Below are 18,053 nucleotides of genomic sequence, written 5' to 3' on the forward strand. Positions count from 1 at the left end.
GAACCACGCGCCGCGGAACAGTTCTTGCAGGCAGCCCGGCATCCCCTGCCGCAGTGCCCGTGATGTCCGAGAACGAATCCGCCGGCGAAAAGACCGAACAACCCACCGAAAAACGCCTGCGCGAGGCCCGGGAACAGGGCAACCTGCCGCGTTCCCGCGAACTGGGAACCGCCGCGGTGTTCGGTGGCGGCGTGCTGGCGGTGATGGCCATGGGCGGCTCGATCGGCCGTGGTGCCACGCAATGGATGAAACAGGCGTTGAGTCCGGAGCAGGGGCTGCGGCAGAACCCGAAGGAACTGTTCGGCCACTTTGGCGACCTGCTGCTGCAGTTCATGCTGGTGATCACCCCGCTGGTGCTGGTCTGCCTGCTGGCCAGCTTCGTCGCCCCGCTGGTGATGGGCGGATTGCGCTGGTCGGCCAAAGCGATGATGCCCGACATCAATCGGCTGAACCCGCTGACCGGCCTCAAACGTCTGTACGGGCCGGAAGCCATCGCTGAATTCACCAAGTCACTGCTGCGCGTGGCGTTCGTGGGCGTCGCCGCCGGACTGGTGGTGTGGAGCGGCTTCGACACCCTGCGCGGGTTGATCCACCACCCACTGGAAACCGCCATCACCGATGGCCTGGGCTTCACCCTGCGACTGCTGCTGGCCACCGCCGGGGCAATGCTGGTGCTGGCGGCGATCGACGCGCCGTACCAGCGCTGGAACTGGATGCGCAAGCTGAAGATGACCCGCGAGGAACTGCGGCGGGAAATGAAGGAAAGCGAAGGCAGCCCGGAGGTGAAGGGCCGCATCCGCCAGCTGCAGCAGCAGATGGCCAACCGCCGGATGATGGAAGCGGTGCCCACCGCGGACGTGGTGGTGGTCAACCCGACCCACTACGCCGTGGCCCTGAAGTACGAGGGCGGCGCCATGAACGCGCCCACCGTGGTGGCGCTGGGCGTGGACGAGACCGCCCTGCGCATCCGTGAAGTCGCCGATGGCAACAAGGTCGCCATCGTCTCCGCCCCGCCTTTGGCACGCGCCTTGTATCGGGAAGGCCAACTCGGAAAGGAAATCCCCGTGAGACTGTATTCGGCCGTGGCCCAGGTCCTGTCCTACGTCTACCAGCTGCGCGCCTGGCGCACCGGCCCGATGCCGGGCGCCCCGCACATCGAGGTGGATGAATTCGGCAAGGGAGGCCGGGCATGAGCGCGCAGGCCTCGTCCGGATTCAACACCCGCCGGCTGCTGGAGATGATCCGCCAAGGCCTCGGCGCACCGCTGATCGTGCTGGCGCTGCTGGCGATGGTGGTGGTGCCGCTGGCGGCGCCCGTGCTCGATGCGCTGTTCACCTTCAACATCGCCATCTCGCTGATGGTGCTGCTGGCGGTGGTGTACGTGAAGCGCCCGCTGGATTTCACCATCTTCCCGATCGTGCTGCTGGTCACCACCATGCTGCGGCTGGCACTGAACGTGGCCTCCACCCGCGTCATCCTGCTCAATGGCCAGAACGGCCACGACGCGGCCGGCAAGGTCATCGCCGCGTTCGGTGAATTCGTGATCGGCGGCAACTATGCGGTCGGCATCGTGGTGTTCGCCATCCTGACCATCATCAACTTCGTGGTCATCACCAAGGGCGCCGGCCGTGTCTCGGAAGTGACCGCGCGCTTCATCCTCGACGCCATGCCCGGCAAGCAGATGGCCATCGATGCCGATCTCAACGCCGGCCTGCTGACGCGCGAAGAAGCCAAGCTGCGCCGCGAGGAGGTCCGCGAGGAAGCCGACTTCTATGGCGCGATGGACGGCGCCAGCAAGTTCATCCGGGGTGATGCGATTGCCGGCATCCTGATCCTGTTCATCAACATGCTCGGTGGCCTCGCCGTGGGCGTGCTGCAGCATGGCATGCCGTTCGGCGATGCCGCTGCGACCTACACCCTGCTGTCCATCGGTGACGGTCTGGTGGCGCAGCTGCCGGCCCTGCTGGTTTCCAGCGCAGTGGCGATGCTGGTCACCCGTGCCTCGCGCTCGCAGGACATGGCACAGGCGATGACCGGCCAGGTGTTCGGCCAGTACCGTGCCCTGGCCATCACGGCCGGCATCATCGGCCTGGTCGGCCTGGTGCCCGGCATGCCCAACGTCGCTTTCCTGACGCTTGCCTCCATTCTCGGCTTCATCGCCTGGAAGCTGTACCGGAAGGGACAGGCCCCGGCCCCGAGCGACGCTGCCGGCAGCGACCCCGGCGCGGTCAGTGCGCTGGGCCGACCGGCGGCGCCGGCCCCCACCGCGGAACTGAGCTGGGACGAACTGCGCCCGGTCGACCCGCTGGGGCTGGAGGTCGGTTACCGGCTGATTCCGCTGGTGGACAGCAATCAGGGCGGCGAACTCATGGCACGCATCAAGGGCGTGCGGCGCAAGCTGACCCAGGACGTGGGATTCCTGATTCCATCCGTGCACATCCGCGACAACCTGGAACTGCCGGCCAACGGCTACCGCGTGCTGGTGCATGGCGTGCCGGTGGCAACCGCCGAGATCCATCCCGACCGCGAACTGGCGCTGGACCCCGGCAGTGCGCTCGGCCCGCTGGACGGCATCGCCGGCAAGGATCCCGCCTTCGGCCTGGACGCTACCTGGATCCAGCCGCACCAGCGCGCCCAGGCCGAAACCATGGGCTACACCGTGGTCGACCCGGCCACCGTGGTCGCCACCCATCTTTCCCACCTCATCCGCGAGCATGCGCCGGAGCTGCTGGGCCACGAAGAGGTGCAGCACCTGCTGGCCAACCTCGCCAAGAGCGCACCCAAGCTCGTCGAAGATCTGACGCCCAAGGCGCTGCCGTTGTCGGCCGTGGTGCGGGTGCTGCAGAACCTGCTGGTGGAACGCATTCCGATCCGCCAGCTGCGCAAGATCGCCGAAGCACTGGTGGAGCACGCGCCGTCCAGCCAGGACCCGGCCACGCTCACCGCCGCAGTGCGCACCGCGCTCGGCCGCTTCATCGTGCAGGAGATCGCCGGAATGTCGGTGGAGCTGCCGGTGTTCACCCTCAACCCGCAATTGGAACGCGTCTTGCAGGAGTCCACGCAGGGCAACGGCGCCGCGCTGGAACCCGGGCTTGCCGAGCGACTGCATCAGAGTCTGGCCGAATGTGTCAGCAAGCAGGAAGCCCGCAACGAGCCCGCGGTCGTGCTGGTTCCCGGCCCGGTACGTGCCGCGTTGGCACGCCTGGTCCGTCACAGCGTTCCGTCGCTGTCGGTACTGGCGTACAGCGAAGTGCCGGAGGACAAGCGCCTGAAGCTGGTCGGAACGATCAGCTGACGCCGCCCACCGATGCGTCAGAAAACAGACACCACCTTCGAACCACCGCAACAGACAGATGCCAAGGGGAACCCGTTCCGTGCAGACCACCGACCACCCGCGTTCTCCCACCACCACCCCGCCGTCCCCGTCCCGTGACCACAGCATGAAAATCAAACGATTCGTCGCCGCCGACATGCGCTCGGCCATGAACCTGGTGCGCAAGGAACATGGTCCCGATGCTGTGATCCTGTCCAACCGCCGGATCGAGGAAGGCGTCGAGATCGTCGCCGCAGCCAACTATGACGAGAGCGCGGTGCAACGCGCGCTGGAAGCCTCGCGGCGCGACGTGGCTCCGCCGCCGCCGAAACCGCGCACCGCCGCGGATGCAGTGATCGCCGCAGTCACCCGCCGCCGCTCCGCGACACCGGCCCAGCAGCCGGTGACCGCCACCACATCGGCCGTGGCCGCCCTCGCCCGCGCGGCCGTCGGTGCCACCGGCCGCACCCTGGACAGTGCGGACGAGATCGTGCCCACCCGCGGCAGTTCCGGCTTCGCTGCCACCCTGGCGCGTGCCACCGTCAACGATCCGGCACTGCCGGAGCAGATCTTCGCGCCGTTCGCGAGCGCCGTCGTGGCTCCCGCACCGGCGCCCGCCAACCGCGCCCGTTTCCTGATCGACCCGCCGCAGGACGAGCATCACGAATCCCCCGCGCCGGCAGTGCTGCCGCCGCCGCTGCCGATCACCACTGCGGCCACTGCGCAGGCCGAGTCCGTGCACCCCGAGCCGCCGTACGCGCAGGACGTTGCCGAGACCACGCCAGCCCCTGCCGCTGCCGCTGAAGCGGAGACCGCGCCGGCCCCGGCGCCGCTCCTTGCCCCGGCGCCGGTACTGACGGTGGTTGCACAGGACGATGCCGAGATCCGCCAGCTGCGCCACGAAGTGGCCGGCATGCGCCAGGTCATCGAGCGCGAGATGAACCGCTTCACCGACGAGCGCCTGCGCGGCTGCCCGGTGCGGGCGACCGCCCTGGACCTGATGGACGAGTACGGATTCGATGCCGGGCTGGCCCGCGATGTGGCCATGCAGATACCGCTGGATACCGAAGCCCACCGGGGCCGCGGGCTGATGCTGGGCCTGATCTCGCGCAGGCTGCCGATCGCGCCGGTCGATCCGCTGGAAGAAGGCGGCGTGATCGCTCTGGTCGGTCCGACCGGGGCCGGCAAGACCACCACCATCGCCAAGCTCGCCTCGCGCTTCGCCGAGAAGCACGCGCCGCGCGATGTGGCCCTGGTCACCACCGACACGCTGCGCATCGGTGCCCGCGAGCAGCTGTACGGCTATGGCCGCCAGCTCGGCATCGCGGTACATGAAGCCAACAGCGGTACCGACCTGGACCAGCTGCTGGAGCGGCTGAAGGACTACAAGCTGGTGCTGATCGATACCGCTGGCCTGGGCCCGCGTGACCGCGCCCTGGCCGCGCAGCTGCAGTGGCTGCGTGCCGCCCGCCAGGTCCGCACCCTGCTGGTGCTGCCGGCCAATACCAGCTTTGGCGACATGGACGAGGTGGTGCGCCGCTTCGGCGCGGCCAACCTGCAGGGCCTGGTGCTGAGCAAGCTGGATGAGACCGGCCGCTTCGGCAACGCCCTGTCAGTGGCGGTAGACCACGCGCTGCCGATCACCTGGGTGACCGATGGCCAGGACGTTCCGGACGACCTGCACCGGGCCAGCGCGGCCAATCTTGTACTTCGCCTTGAAGATTTGCGCCGAGCGGCCGATATGCCCTGCAACCCGGAGTTGAACCATGCCGTCGCGTGAGTACGCCAAGCTGACCAAGACCTTCCCGCTGTCGGCCACCCGCAGCGAGCCGCTCGGCCCTGTGCGCACCATCGCCGTGACCGGCGGCAAGGGCGGCGTCGGCAAGACCAACGTCTCGGCCAACCTGGCCGTGGCGCTGGCCGGCATGGGCAAGCGCACGCTGCTGCTCGACGCCGACCTGGGCCTGGCCAACATCGACGTGATCCTGGGCCTGAATCCCACCCACACCCTGGCGGATCTGGTCGCCGGCCGCTGCTCGCTGGAAGACGTGATCGTCGAAGGTCCGAACGGCGTGCTGGTGGTGCCGGCCGCGTCCGGTCGGCGGCACATGGCCGAGCTGGCCCCGGCCGAGCACATCGGCCTGGTGAACGTGTTCTCCGAACTGGAACGCGAGCTGGACATCATGGTGGTGGACACCGCCGCCGGCATCACCGACGGCGTGCTGACCTTCTGCCAGGCCGCACAGGACACGGTTGTCGTGGTCTGCGACGAACCGGCCTCGATCACAGACGCCTACGCACTGATCAAGGTGCTGTCGCGCGAGCGCGGCGTGGACCGCATCCAGGTGGTGGCCAACATGGTGCGCGACCCCAACGAGGGCCGCGTGCTGTATGAAAAGCTGACCCGGGTCTGCGAGAAGTTCCTTGCCGATGTCTCGCTGAACTACCTGGGCTGCGTGCCGCAGGATGACTGGCTGCGCCTGTCGGTGCAGCGCCAGCAGCCGGTGGTGAAGGCCTATCCATCCAGCCCGGCGGCGCTGGCGATCACCGAGATCGCCCGTCGCACCGCCCGCTGGCAGGCCCCCACCGAGCCACGCGGTGGCGTTGAATTCTTCCTCGAGCGCATCCTCAAGCAACGCGGGGTGGCAGCATGAAAGGCGCGGCCCAGTACAGGGAAGTCCAGCGCTCGGCGGCGACCGAGGTCATCGCCCAGCACTCGGACCTGGTGCGGCGCATCGCCCATCACCTGGCCGCACGCCTGCCGGCCAGCGTCGAAGTGGACGACCTGATCCAGGCCGGCATGATGGGCCTGATCGAAGCCTCGCGCAGCTACGACGCCGACCAGGGTGCCTCGTTCGAGACCTATGCCTCGATCCGCATCCGCGGCTCGATGATCGACGAGATCCGCCGTGGCGACTGGGTACCGCGCTCGGTGCATCGGCGCGCCCGCGATGCGGCCGCCACCATCCGCCGCCTGGAGCAGACCACGGGCCGTGCAGCCAGTGCCACCGAGGTGGCGGCGGCCATGGACATGCCACTGCCCGAGTACCTGCGGCTGATGGAGGACGCCTCGCGCGGCCAGGTGCTGAGCCTGGAATCGCGCATCGAAGACCAGGGCGAACTGGACACCGTCGCCCAGGGCGGACCCACACCGCAGCAGGTCCTGGAACGTGGCGAATTCGGCCGCGAACTGGGCAAGGCCATCGGCCATCTGCCCGAACGCGAACAGCTGGTGCTCTCGCTGTACTACGAGCAGGAGCTGAACCTGAAGGAGATCGGCGCGGTGCTCGGCGTGAGCGAATCGCGCGTCTGCCAGATCCACGGCCAGGCCGTGCTGCGCCTGCGCGGCCGGCTGAAGATCTTCGAGGCCGCGGATGCCGGGCTTGAAGAATGAACATGCCCGCGGCGGCCACGGCCACCGCGGGCGACTGAACAACAAAGGAACTCCGCTTTGAACAAGAACATGCGCATCCTGATCGTCGACGACTTCTCGACCATGCGCCGCATCGTCAAGAATCTGCTGGGCGATCTGGGCTTCACCAACACCGCCGAAGCCGAGGACGGGCATGCCGCACTGTCGATGCTGCAGAGCCAGCCGTTCGACTTCGTGGTCACCGACTGGAACATGCCGGTGATGACCGGCATCGAACTGCTCAAGGCGATCCGCGCCGATGCCAAGCTCAAGACCCTGCCGGTGCTGATGGTCACCGCCGAGGCCAAGCGCGAGCAGATCATCGAAGCGGCGCAGAGCGGCGTGAACGGCTACATCATCAAGCCGTTCACCGCGCAGACGCTGGAAGAGAAACTGGGCAAGATCTTCGAACGCCTGGCGGCCAGCGCCTGATGGACGCCACGGTCGACAAGAACGCCCTCGTCCTGCGCCTGCAGGAAGCCCTCGACGCGCTCGAATCCGGCGACGAGAGCGCCTGGCGCCAGCGCATCGACGCCCTGGTGGCCGCACGCACGCAGCCGATGATGAGCGGCCTGTCACGGCTGGCCCGCGAACTGGGCCAGGCCCTGGGCGAACTGCCGACCGTCCCCAGCGAGGCGGGCGAGCTGGACGACGCCTGCGCGCGCCTGGACCATGTGGTGGCGATGACCGAACAGGCCACGCACCGCACCCTGGACCTGGCCGAAGAGTGCCGCAGCCTCACCGAACAGCTGCGCGCCGAAGGCCTGCAGCCGGGGCAGGATGCGCAGCTGGAACGCATCCGCCACAACCTGACCGAGATTGCCCTGACCCAGAGCTATCAGGACCTGACCGGACAGATCATCCGTCGCGTGGTCGGCATCGTCCGCCGCGTGCACGAAGGCTTTGGCGCGCTGGGCCTGCCACCGGAGCAGCATCGCACCGATCCGGCGCTGGCCGGACCGGCACTGAAGGGACTGGACCGCCACGCGGTCTCTCAGAACGACGCCGACGACCTGTTGTCGGACCTGGGACTGTAAGCATGAGCGCGGTATCCGACGACATCACCGCCGATTTCATCATCGAGGCACAGGAAATCCTGGATCGCCTCGGCGAACAGCTGGTGTCGCTGGAACAGGCGCCGCAGGACGCCGACCAGCTCAACGCCGTGTTCCGTGGCTATCACACGCTCAAGGGCGGCGCCGGCTTCCTCGGCATCACCGCCATGGTCGAGCTGTGCCATGCCGCCGAAGAGGCACTGGGCGCCGCCCGCGCTGGCCAGGCGGTGCTGCAGCCGCATCACTTCGATGCCGCACAGCAGTCTCTGGACTACCTGCAATCGATGCTGGATGCCGTGTCTTCCGGCAACGAACCCGGCTATGCCCCGCCGGACCTGATCGCCCAGTTCGACGTGCACGGCACTGCTGCGCCGGCTGCTGTCGCCCCCACAGCAGCCGCGCCCGCTGCCGGTGACCTGATCACCGACGACGAGTTCGAGGCCCTGCTCGATCAGCTGCACGGCAGCAACGCCCCCACCGCAGTGGCGACGCCGGTCAAGGCCGACGATGGCCTGATCAGCGAGGATGAGTTCGAAGCCCTGCTGGACCAGCTGCACGGCGGCGCCGCCCCCGGCGCGAAACCCGTGGCTGCTCCGCCGGCGCCTGCGCCTGCACTGCCCGCACCGCGCCCCGCGGCCGCCGCTGCCAAGCCCGCGGCCAACAAGCCGGTGGCCGAGGCCGAGCACACCGTGCGCGTGGATACCAAGCGGCTGGATGCGATCGTCAACCTGATCGGCGAACTGGTGCTGTCGCGCAACCGGCTCAAGACCCTGCGTGCGCGCCTGCGCGACGAGGAACTGGACCGCGCCGTGTCGACCCTGGACATCGCCACCGCGCGCCTGCAGTCGGCAGTGATGCGCACGCGCATGCAACCGGTCGGCAAGGTGTTCTCGCGCTTCCCCAAGGTCGCCCGCGATGTTGCCCGCTCGCTGAAGAAGGAAGTGGACCTGGAGCTGGTCGGCGCCGAAACCGAGCTTGACCGCAACCTGGTCGAGGCCCTGGCCGACCCGCTGGTGCACCTGGTCCGCAACGCCATCGACCATGGTGTGGAGATGCCCGATCTGCGCGAAGCACAGGGCAAACCACGCATGGGCCACGTGCGTCTGTCGGCCCAGCAGGAAGGCGACTACGTCAGCATCGAGGTGCAGGACGATGGCGCCGGCATCGATCCGGAAAAACTGCGCGCGAAAGCACGCGAAAAGGGCTTGATCGACCCGGAGGCGGCGGCCCGGCTGAGCAGCGAGGAATGCCTGCACCTGGTGTTCCTGCCCGGCTTCTCCACCAAGCAGCAGGTGACCGACATCTCCGGCCGCGGCGTCGGCATGGATGTGGTGCAGTCGCGCATCCGCGAGCTCAGTGGGCAGATCCAGATCCAGTCGGAACTGGGTCGGGGCAGCCGCTTCCTGATCCGCGTGCCGCTGACCCTGGCGATCCTGCCAACCCTGCTGGTGCAGGCCGGCGAGGACGTCTATGCGCTGCCGCTGGCGCGCGTGATGGAAGTGCTGCATGCACCGCGCACCTCGCTGGGCTGGTTCGATGGCCGGGCGGTGCTGGATCGTCGCTCGCACACCCTGCCGCTGGTCGATCTGCGCCAGTGGCTGGATGTGACGCCGGCCGCCTCGGCGCTGCTCACCATCGTGGTGCTGCAGGCCGGCGAGGCGCGCTTCGGCCTGGTCGTGGACCAGGTCCGTGGGCGCGAGGAAGTGGTCATCAAGCCATTGCCGAAGGCCCTGCGCGGCCTGCGCGGCTACGCCGGTGCGACGCTGATCGGTGATGGCCGGATGGCCCTCATCCTCGACGTGGATGGCCTGCGATGACGCTCGCCGGGCCATGCCTGGCGAACCAGAAACTGTGACTACCGTCTGTACGCGATCGACCGGTGTCTCAAGTCCCATTCACACACGCCGATACCGGACCCATGGATAGACTCAGCCTCATCGGACTCTTTCTCGCCCTGGCCTCGCTGGTCGGCGGCAGCATCCTCAAGGGCGCCGGACTGGCGTCCCTGTGGTCGCCTGCGGCGTTCGTGATCGTCATCGTCGGCACCATCGCCGCGATCCTGCTGCACACCGCACCCGCCGTATTCAGGCATGCCTTCCGGATCGTGCGCTGGGTCGTGCGCCCGCCGCACAGCGATCGTCGCGAGCTGATCCAGCAGATCGTCGAGTGGAGCAACATCGCCCGCCGCCAGGGCCTGCTGGGCCTGGAAGCGCAGGTGGAAGCGCAGCAGGATCCGTTCCTGCGCAAAGGCCTGCAGCTGCTGGTCGACGGCGTCGAGCCCGAATCGATCCGGCACATGCTGGAGATCGAGCTGGGCAGCCAGGAACACCGTGACCAGGCCGCTGCCAAGGTCTTCGAGGGCATGGGCATCTATGCGCCGACGCTGGGCATCATCGGTGCGGTGCTGGGCCTGATCGCCGTCATGAAGAACCTGGCCGACCCCAGCAAGCTGGGGCATGGCATCGCCGCCGCCTTCACCGCCACCATCTACGGCATCGCGTCGGCCAACCTGCTGTTCCTGCCGATCGCCGCCAAGCTGAAGGGAGTGATCGCCCACAACAGCCGCGACCGCGAGATGGTCATCGAAGGCCTGATCTCGATCGCGCAGGGCGAGAACCCGCGCAACATCGAAACCAACCTGTCCGGCTTCCTGCACTGACATGGCCCGCCGCAGACACCACGAAGAGCACGCCAACCATGAAGCATGGGCGATCCCCTATGCCGATCTGATGACGCTGCTGCTGGCCTTCTTCGTGGTGATGTATGCGATCTCCTCGATCAACGAAGGCAAGTACCGGATCATGGCCGATGCGCTCACCGATGCCTTTGGTGGCGCGCCGCGCACCATCAATCCGGTGCAGGTCGGCAACAAGCAGGTGCAGGGGGGCGGCTGGGACAGTCCTTCGGTGATCAAGTCCGGCACCAAGATCGGCCCGTCCGCACCGGCACCCTCGCACGACCCTACCCTGCTGCCGGCCATGGCCTCGCAGATGCGCATGCCGGTCTCGGTGCACGACCAGCAGCAGATCGCCCGTGCCGAGCGCCAGCTCAGCAGCATCGCCGACCGGTTGACCGCCGCGCTGTCGCCGCTGATCGAGCGCGGCATGATCAGCGTGCGCCGCACCGAGCTGTGGATCGAAGTGGAGATCAACAGCGACATCCTGTTCCCGACCGGCTCGGCGGCGCTGGACGTGCACGCGCGCGGGACGCTGTCCAGCCTGGCCGGTGTGCTGCGCGACGTACCCAACAGCGTGCGGGTGGAAGGCCACACCGACAACGTGCCGATCGCCACCGCCACCTTCCCCTCCAACTGGGAACTGTCGGCCGCGCGGGCCGCCAGCGTGGTCCACCTGTTCGCCGACCAGGGCCTGCAGCCTTCGCGTCTGGCCATGGTCGGCTACGGCCAGTTCCGCCCGCGCGAGGACAACGACAGTGCGCAGGGTCGCAACCGCAACCGGAGGGTGATGGTCATCATCCTGGCCGACACCTCGCACTCGGTCGACCCGCTGGGCCAGCGCCTGAACGCCGCCAACGGCGCGGCCGACCCGTCCGCCGGGCCTGCGGCAACACCCGCCACAGTGCCCTCCCCGTCCCCCATCGCACCGGTGCAGTTGCCACCGGTGCCGGCTGGCAGCCGTGTCGGCGCCGCCGCTCCCCCGGCAATGAAGGAGTAAACCCATGCGCATCTGGGCAGTCGCCAACCAGAAGGGCGGAGTCGGCAAGACGACGACCACCCTGGCCCTCGGTCGCAACCTGGCCACGCAGGGCCATCGCGTGCTGCTGATCGATCTTGATCCCCACGCCTCGCTCAGCCGCGCCTTCGGCGTGCCGGTGGACCCGCCACCGACCGGCGTACTTGAGCTGTTCGGCGCACCTCCGGCCGAGCTGTCCAGCCTTTGCCACACCAGCAGCGTCAGCGGCCTGGACTACGTCTGTGCACAGCCGGCACTGGCCACGCTGGAGCGCCGCAGCGCCAACCAGCCGGGCCTTGGCCTGGCGCTGCAGAACGCGCTGGCACGGCACCAGGGCCAGCACGACTACATCCTACTGGACTGCGCGCCCACACTCGGCCTGCTGATGATCAATGCGCTCGCGGCAGCGGACCGCCTGATCATTCCGACGCAGGCCGAGCCGCTGGCACTGCACGGGCTGGACGGCATGGTGCGCACCGGTGAGATGGTCGAGCGCTCGCGCCGGCGCCCGCTGCCGATCTCGATCCTGCCCACCCTGTTCGACCGCCGCACCCGCACCGGCAACGAATCACTGCGCAGCATGCAGGACCGTCACGGCGCACGCGTCTGGGAGGATGCGATTCCGATCGACACGCGGGTCAGCAACGCGGCCGGCCTGACCCTGCCGAGCGTCGGCGAGGACTATCCCGGCCGCGGGCTCGCGGCCTACCGTCGCGCGCTGAACTGGATCCTTGGCGAGGATGCGCGCGCGCTGGAGCAAGCCGCATGAACACCACCGGCGTGCTGGACGACTATCTGGACGAGCTGCTGGGCGAAGCGATCGCCCCGGTGGCGGCCAGCCCCGATGCAGGCAACACGGCGCTTCCGGCGGCGATCGCCGAACGCGAGCCGACCTGGGACGACCTGCCGGCAGAGGTCATCTACGAAACCGGCAGCAGCGACGTGGTGCCCGTGGATGACGCCGCTCTGGCGGCCGCCTTCGAGGCCGCCAGCCAGTCCTATGCACCGGCATCTGCCGAACGCCAGCCGACCTGGGACGATCTGCCCGATGAGGTGATCTACGAGACCGACGGCGCGGAAAGCCCGTTGCTGGCCCACACCGACAGCCCCGCGCTGCAGGCTGCCTTCGAGGCCGCCGCCAGCGGCGAAGGGGTGGATCCGGTGCCGCCCGCGAGGATCGTGCCCCCGGCACCCGCCGCTGCGCCGCCGGTAGCGGCCGCACCGCCGCGTGTCGCCCTCGAGGCACCCGCCGCCAGCCGCCCTGCCAGCTGGCAGGAACTGCAGGCGCAGGCCCATCGACCCGCCAACAGCCCGCATCCGCAGCACCGCCGCGCGAACGAGCGCACCTCGCGCTGGCTGCGGATGCGCTGTGGCAGCCAGGCCTATGCACTGGAGCTGCTGAAAGTGCAGGAAGTGGTACTGCCGGTGCCCCTGCTGCCGCTGCGCGGCACTGCGCCGGCGATGCTGGGGATCATGAACCTGCGCGGCCAGGTGGTGCCCGTGATGGACCTTGGGCTGCACCTGGGCGCAGCGGCGGCCGAGGACGACGCACAGACCCGCATCGTGGTGCTGGAGGAAGACGGCGAGACCATCGGCCTGCGCGTTTCGGCCGTGGAAGACGTCGCCAATCTCACTGATTCGCAGATCGAGCCACCGGATACCGCCCGCATCTGCCAGATCTCCAACGACCTCTTCCGTGGTGTGGCCCGCGTCAGCCAACGGCCGATGATCCTGCTCGACGCCACCCGCCTGCTCAACTGAGGCGGGGTCCACGCGTGGCCCGGGCCTGTCGGAACGGGCACGCAGGGCCTCACCGCCCCCCTAAAGAACCCCTGGCGGGTGCCGATATGGATGACGGAACCGTTTGTCCGGAGCAACGATGAGCACTGTCGAACTGGGTGAGGATCTCGGCATCGAGACCAGCACCGAGCTCAAGAACCGCCTCGCCCCGCTGGTAGCGCAGGTTGGCGAGCTGACCCTGGATGCAAGCCAGGTCGGCCGCGTCCACACCGCCGCCGTGCAGGTGCTGTGTGCATTCGTGCAGGCACGCCGCGAGGCGGGCCTGGACACCGGCTTCCACGGTTGCACTGCAACCTTCCGTGACGCCGCGCGCCTGCTGGGCGTCACCCAGGCCCTGGGCCTGGACGTACCCCATGACAACCTGAAATCTGTGGAGAACGCTGCATGAGCGCACGTATCTTGGTGGTGGACGATTCGGCGTCGATGCGCCAGATGGTGTCCTTCGCCCTCACCTCGGCCGGTTTTGCCGTCGAAGAAGCTGAAGACGGCGCGGTCGCGCTCGGCCGCGCGAAGGGACAGCGCTTCAACGCGGTGGTCACCGACGTCAACATGCCGAACATGGACGGCATCGCGCTGATCCGCGAGCTGCGCCAGCTGCCGGACTACAAGTTCACGCCGCTGCTGATGCTGACCACCGAGTCCGCCGCCGACAAGAAGTCCGAAGGCAAGGCCGCCGGCGCCACCGGCTGGCTGGTCAAGCCGTTCAACCCGGAACAGCTGGTCGCCACCGTGCAGAAAGTGCTGGGCTGATCGCCCCGCACCGTTCCCCTTCTTCGCTTCCGGATCACCACTGCATGAGCATGGACCTGCAACGCTTCCACGCCACCTTCTTCGAAGAGAGCCGCGAAGGCCTCGACGCGATGGAGGCCGGCCTGCTGGCCCTGGAGTCGGGGCAGCAGGACGCGGAGATCATCAACTCGGTGTTCCGCGCCGCCCACTCCATCAAGGGCGGTGCCGGTACGTTCGGCTTCGATGCCATCGCCGCGCTCACCCACGTACTGGAAACGCTGCTGGACGAGCTGCGCGCCGGCAAGCGCGCGCTGGAAGGCCACGCGGTCGATGCGATGCTGTCGTCCGTGGATGTGCTGCGCGCCCTGCTGCGCGAGGCCGAGCACGGCCAGGCGGCCGATCCGGCGGCCGTCGCCGCGGTGAAGGCGCGGCTGGAGGCAGTGCTGTCCGGCCAGCCGGCAGCCAGCGCCCCGGCCGCGGCTGCCGCCGCAGCACCGGTGGACGATACGCCCGAAGCCTGGCAGATCGGCTTCACCCCCGCGCCCTCACTGTTCATGAGCGGCAATGACCCGCTGCGCATCATCCGCGAACTGGAACATCTCGGCTCGCTGCAGGTCGCTGCGCGGCTCGAACGCCTGCCCGGCTTCGCCCAGCTTGACCCTCTCGAAGCCCATCTTGCGTGGGACCTCGGCCTGGTCGGCAAGGTGCCGCGCAGCAAGATCGAAGACACCTTTGCGTGGGTGCTGGACGACTGCGAACTGGACATCCGTCCGGCCGCGCCGCCAAGCCTGGCCACCCGCGCCCCCGATACAACAGCCAACGCCCCTTCCACGCCCGTTGCTGCAGTACCCCCCGTTGCCGCCGCCCCTGCCGCCAGTGGCACCCCTGGCACCAGCCAGGATGCGGAAACCTCGATCCGCGTCAGTGTCGACAAGGTGGACGCGCTGATCAATCTGGTCGGTGAACTGGTCATCACCCAGGCCATGCTCAAGCAGGTCTCGCATGCGCTGGATCCGGTGCTTGCCGAGAGCCTGTTCGCCGGCCTGGATCAGCTCGAACGCAACACCCGCGACCTGCAGGAAGCCGTCATCGGCGTGCGCATGCTGCCGGTCGACGCCGTGTTCCGCCGCTTCCCGCGCCTGGTCCGCGACCTCTCCACCCGCCTCGGCAAGCAGGTCCGCCTGCGCACCATCGGTGAAGGCACCGAACTGGACAAGGGCCTGATCGAGAAGATCGCCGATCCGCTCGTCCACCTGGTCCGCAACTCCATCGACCACGGGCTGGAAATGCCGGACGTGCGCAAGGGCGCAGGCAAGGACGAGACCGGCACCATCACCCTGGCGGCGTCGCACCAGGGAGGCCACATCGTCATCGAAGTCAGCGACGACGGACGCGGCCTGGATCGCGCCAGGATCCTCGCCAAGGCGGCCGAACGCGGCCTGAGCGTCCCCGACAATCCCACCGACTCGCAGGTCTGGGACCTGATCTTCCAGCCGGGCTTCTCCACCGCCGACGCCGTCACCGATCTCTCCGGGCGCGGCGTGGGCATGGACGTCGTCCGTCGCAACATCCAGGCGCTGGGCGGTGAAGTACAGATCGAAAGCAGCCTGGGCACTGGAACGCGTACCCTGATCCGGCTGCCGCTGACCCTGGCCATCCTCGACGGCATGACCGTGGCGGTGGCGGGCGAGACGTTGATCCTGCCGCTGGCCTATGTGCTGGAAGCCCTGCAGCCGCAGCCGGAGGACATCCGCAGCATGGCCGGCGAAGGGCGCGTGCTGCGCGTGCGTGGCGAGTACCTGCCGATCCTGTCCCTCAGCGAGTACTACGGGTACGGCGCCCGCATGCCCGGCAGCGAATCGCTGGTGGTGGTGGTGGAAGGCGACGGGCAGAAGATCGCACTGGAAGTGGACGAACTGGTCGGTCAGCAGCAGGTCGTGGTCAAGAACATCGAGAACAACTACCGGCGTATCGGCGGCGTGTCCGGCGCCACCATCCTCGGCGATGGCCGCGTTGCACTGATCGTCGACATCGGTGGGCTGGTGCGCTCGCTGCGCGTGCCGCAGGCCGCCTGAGTCCGAGCACAGGTGATCCAGGGCCGCCGCCCCACACGGGCGGCGGCTTTCGTTTGTGTGCAGCCCGGTAGCAAGGCGAGTGTGCGCCTCCCGCTCCATTTCGTGAACTCCGTCGGCCCACGGCGCCACAGGAAACCACCCGCGTGCAGGCCGGAACACGGCCCCTGCAACGCGTCCGCGCCGCCGTCCCTACGCATCCGGATGTGACGCCCATCCATAAAGTCCGCCGGCCGTGCGCCGCTATCTCGCAGTGACAGTCGTGACCGGACTCGCATCGGCTCCGATTCACGCTGCACTCCCCGGCCGGCACGCACGCCCGCCACTCTGCCCACCTGGAGCACCTGCATGAAGTGGTTCCACGATCTGCCCATCGCCCGCAAGCTGGCCGTGGGGTTCACCCTCACCACCCTGATGACCCTGCTGCTGGGTGCGTTCGCACTGTTGCGCCTGAGCCAGGCCAACGACCAGCTGGGGGCGATGGCCAGCAACGATATTCCGTCGGTGCAGCATCTGGGCGAAGCCCGCTCGCAGCTTGGTGAATTCCGTACCTACGAGCTGGCCCAGCTGACCATGCTGGACCAACCGGACAAGGTGGCCGACTACAACAAGCGCATGGACGCCACCGCCAAAGCCGTACGCGATGAACTGGCGGCCTATGCCGCCTTGCCGGCCCAGGACAAGGAACGCGAACTGTATCGCGCCGCCTCGGCGCAGGTGGATCGCTACTTCGCCGCCAACAAGGCCATGCGTGACGCAGTGGCCGCCGGCGACGGCATCATGGCGCAGCAGATTTCCGACGAGCAGTCGCGCCCGGCACGGCGTGAACTGTTCGACGCCCTGAAGGCACTGGGTGCCCACATCGCCGGCCTGATGGACGCGCGGATCGCCGATGCCAACGCCACCCATCGCGCCAGCATGATCGCCATCATCGGCTGCATCGTACTGCTGTCGTTGCTGGCCGCAGCCCTGGCCACGGTCATCTCGCGGGCCGTAACCGGTCCGCTCGGCAAGGCCGTGCAGGCCATCCAGGCCGTCGCCCGCGGTGACTTGAGCGTCAGCACACGGGCCACCAGCAACGACGAGGCCGGCCAGATGCTGTCCGCCACCGCGGAAATGACCGCAATGCTGCGCCGTTTCTCCGAGCAGACACAGCTGATGGCGCAGATGCATGCCGGACCGGATATCAGCCATCGCATCCCGGAAGACTTCCCGGGTGTCTACGGCCAGCTCGCCAGCGGCATCAATACGGTCATTTTCGAGCACCTGGACGCGATCCGCGATGCGATCGACGTACTCAACCAGTATGCCGTCGGCAATCTCGCACCGGACGCGCGCCGCCTGCCCGGCAGCCGCGCCATCCTGCATGAGTCGATGGATGCGGCCAAGTCCAGCCTGCTGGCGATCAATACGCAGATCCAGCAGCTCGCGGCCGCAGCCGCCGCGGGCGACTTCAGCCAGCGCGGCGACGCACAGCGCTTCCAGCATGATTTCAAGGTGATGATCGATCACCTGAACACCATGATGGAAGTCGCCGACAGCAATCTCGGCCAGCTCTCGCAGCTGCTGCAGTCGATCGCTGCCGGGGACCTCACCGCGCGCATGGACGGGCAGTTCAACGGCGTGTTCGCACGGATGCGTGACGATGCCAATGCCACCGTCACCCAGCTGACCCGCATCGTTGGCCAGATCCAGGCCAGCGCCTCCAGCATCACCCTGGCCGCCGGCGAGATCGCCTCGGGCAACAACGACCTGTCGCGCCGTACCGAACAGCAGGCCGCCAACCTGGAAGAAACCGCCGCCTCGATGGAGGAACTGACCTCCACCGTGCGCCAGAATGCCGAGCACGCCCGCCAGGCCAACCAGCTCGCCATCGGTGCCCATGGCGTCGCCTCCCAGGGCGGCGAAGTGGTCGGCCAGGTGGTCACCACCATGTCCGCCATCGAAGCCTCCTCGAAGAAGATCGCCGAGATCATCAGC

Annotated in this window: 16 protein-coding genes; all 16 read left to right on the forward strand. The window is 68.2% G+C overall.

Annotated elements, in window-relative coordinates; translation table 11 throughout:
* Positions 1–62: 62 nt before the first annotated feature.
* Positions 63–1,193, forward strand: a complete 1,131-nt coding sequence (gene flhB, locus AC5P76_RS18420; RefSeq protein WP_053520068.1) for a flagellar biosynthesis protein FlhB — start codon at positions 63–65, stop codon at positions 1,191–1,193.
* Positions 1,190–3,295 (forward strand): flagellar biosynthesis protein FlhA, encoded by a 2,106-nt coding sequence (flhA, locus tag AC5P76_RS18425; RefSeq protein ID WP_253118436.1) that lies wholly within the window; start codon positions 1,190–1,192, stop codon positions 3,293–3,295. The genes flhB and flhA overlap by 4 nt, the downstream gene beginning before the upstream one ends.
* Positions 3,296–3,440: 145 nt before the next feature.
* Positions 3,441–5,093, forward strand: coding sequence for a flagellar biosynthesis GTPase FlhF (gene flhF / locus AC5P76_RS18430; protein WP_253118435.1), 1,653 nt, complete (start codon positions 3,441–3,443; stop codon positions 5,091–5,093).
* The gene (locus AC5P76_RS18435; protein ID WP_053520065.1) at positions 5,080–5,967 is read left to right on the forward strand and encodes a MinD/ParA family ATP-binding protein; all 888 of its coding nucleotides are present in this window, start codon (positions 5,080–5,082) and stop codon (positions 5,965–5,967) included. The genes flhF and AC5P76_RS18435 overlap by 14 nt, the downstream gene beginning before the upstream one ends.
* A complete protein-coding gene (locus tag AC5P76_RS18440; RefSeq protein ID WP_053520064.1) occupies positions 5,964–6,707 on the forward strand; it encodes an RNA polymerase sigma factor FliA in 744 nt (247 codons plus the stop codon). Before AC5P76_RS18435 ends, AC5P76_RS18440 begins: the two co-directional genes overlap by 4 nt.
* 57 nt (positions 6,708–6,764) lie before the next feature.
* Positions 6,765–7,157 (forward strand): chemotaxis response regulator CheY, encoded by a 393-nt coding sequence (cheY, locus tag AC5P76_RS18445; protein ID WP_053520063.1) that lies wholly within the window; start codon positions 6,765–6,767, stop codon positions 7,155–7,157.
* The gene (locus AC5P76_RS18450; RefSeq protein WP_197571592.1) at positions 7,157–7,762 is read left to right on the forward strand and encodes a protein phosphatase CheZ; all 606 of its coding nucleotides are present in this window, start codon (positions 7,157–7,159) and stop codon (positions 7,760–7,762) included. The genes cheY and AC5P76_RS18450 overlap by 1 nt, the downstream gene beginning before the upstream one ends.
* A gap of 2 nt (positions 7,763–7,764) precedes the next feature.
* Positions 7,765–9,597 (forward strand): chemotaxis protein CheA, encoded by a 1,833-nt coding sequence (locus AC5P76_RS18455; RefSeq protein ID WP_253118434.1) that lies wholly within the window; start codon positions 7,765–7,767, stop codon positions 9,595–9,597.
* Between the two features lie 101 nt (positions 9,598–9,698).
* The gene (locus AC5P76_RS18460; protein ID WP_053520060.1) at positions 9,699–10,439 is read left to right on the forward strand and encodes a flagellar motor protein; all 741 of its coding nucleotides are present in this window, start codon (positions 9,699–9,701) and stop codon (positions 10,437–10,439) included.
* Position 10,440: 1 nt separating this feature from the next.
* Entirely contained in the window at positions 10,441–11,454 is a 1,014-nt protein-coding gene (gene motD, locus AC5P76_RS18465; protein ID WP_053520059.1) for a flagellar motor protein MotD, read from the forward strand.
* 4 nt (positions 11,455–11,458) lie between these two features.
* Positions 11,459–12,241 (forward strand): ParA family protein, encoded by a 783-nt coding sequence (locus AC5P76_RS18470; RefSeq protein WP_065176153.1) that lies wholly within the window; start codon positions 11,459–11,461, stop codon positions 12,239–12,241.
* Positions 12,238–13,233 carry a chemotaxis protein CheW gene (locus tag AC5P76_RS18475; RefSeq protein ID WP_197601447.1) on the forward strand — a complete coding sequence of 332 codons (996 nt, stop codon included), beginning with the start codon at positions 12,238–12,240 and terminating at the stop codon, positions 13,231–13,233. Before AC5P76_RS18470 ends, AC5P76_RS18475 begins: the two co-directional genes overlap by 4 nt.
* A 118-nt stretch (positions 13,234–13,351) precedes the next feature.
* A complete protein-coding gene (locus tag AC5P76_RS18480) occupies positions 13,352–13,660 on the forward strand; it encodes an STAS domain-containing protein (protein WP_053520056.1) in 309 nt (102 codons plus the stop codon).
* Positions 13,657–14,022, forward strand: a complete 366-nt coding sequence (locus AC5P76_RS18485) for a response regulator (protein ID WP_005409521.1) — start codon at positions 13,657–13,659, stop codon at positions 14,020–14,022. The genes AC5P76_RS18480 and AC5P76_RS18485 overlap by 4 nt, the downstream gene beginning before the upstream one ends.
* A 44-nt stretch (positions 14,023–14,066) precedes the next feature.
* The gene (locus AC5P76_RS18490) at positions 14,067–16,076 is read left to right on the forward strand and encodes a chemotaxis protein CheA (RefSeq protein ID WP_053520424.1); all 2,010 of its coding nucleotides are present in this window, start codon (positions 14,067–14,069) and stop codon (positions 16,074–16,076) included.
* Between the two features lie 345 nt (positions 16,077–16,421).
* Positions 16,422–18,053: HAMP domain-containing methyl-accepting chemotaxis protein (locus AC5P76_RS18495; RefSeq protein ID WP_495222805.1), on the forward strand; the 1,632-nt coding region annotated here is incomplete at its 3' end.

This window comes from Stenotrophomonas sp. YJH_SMC_36 (genome assembly GCF_059369935.1).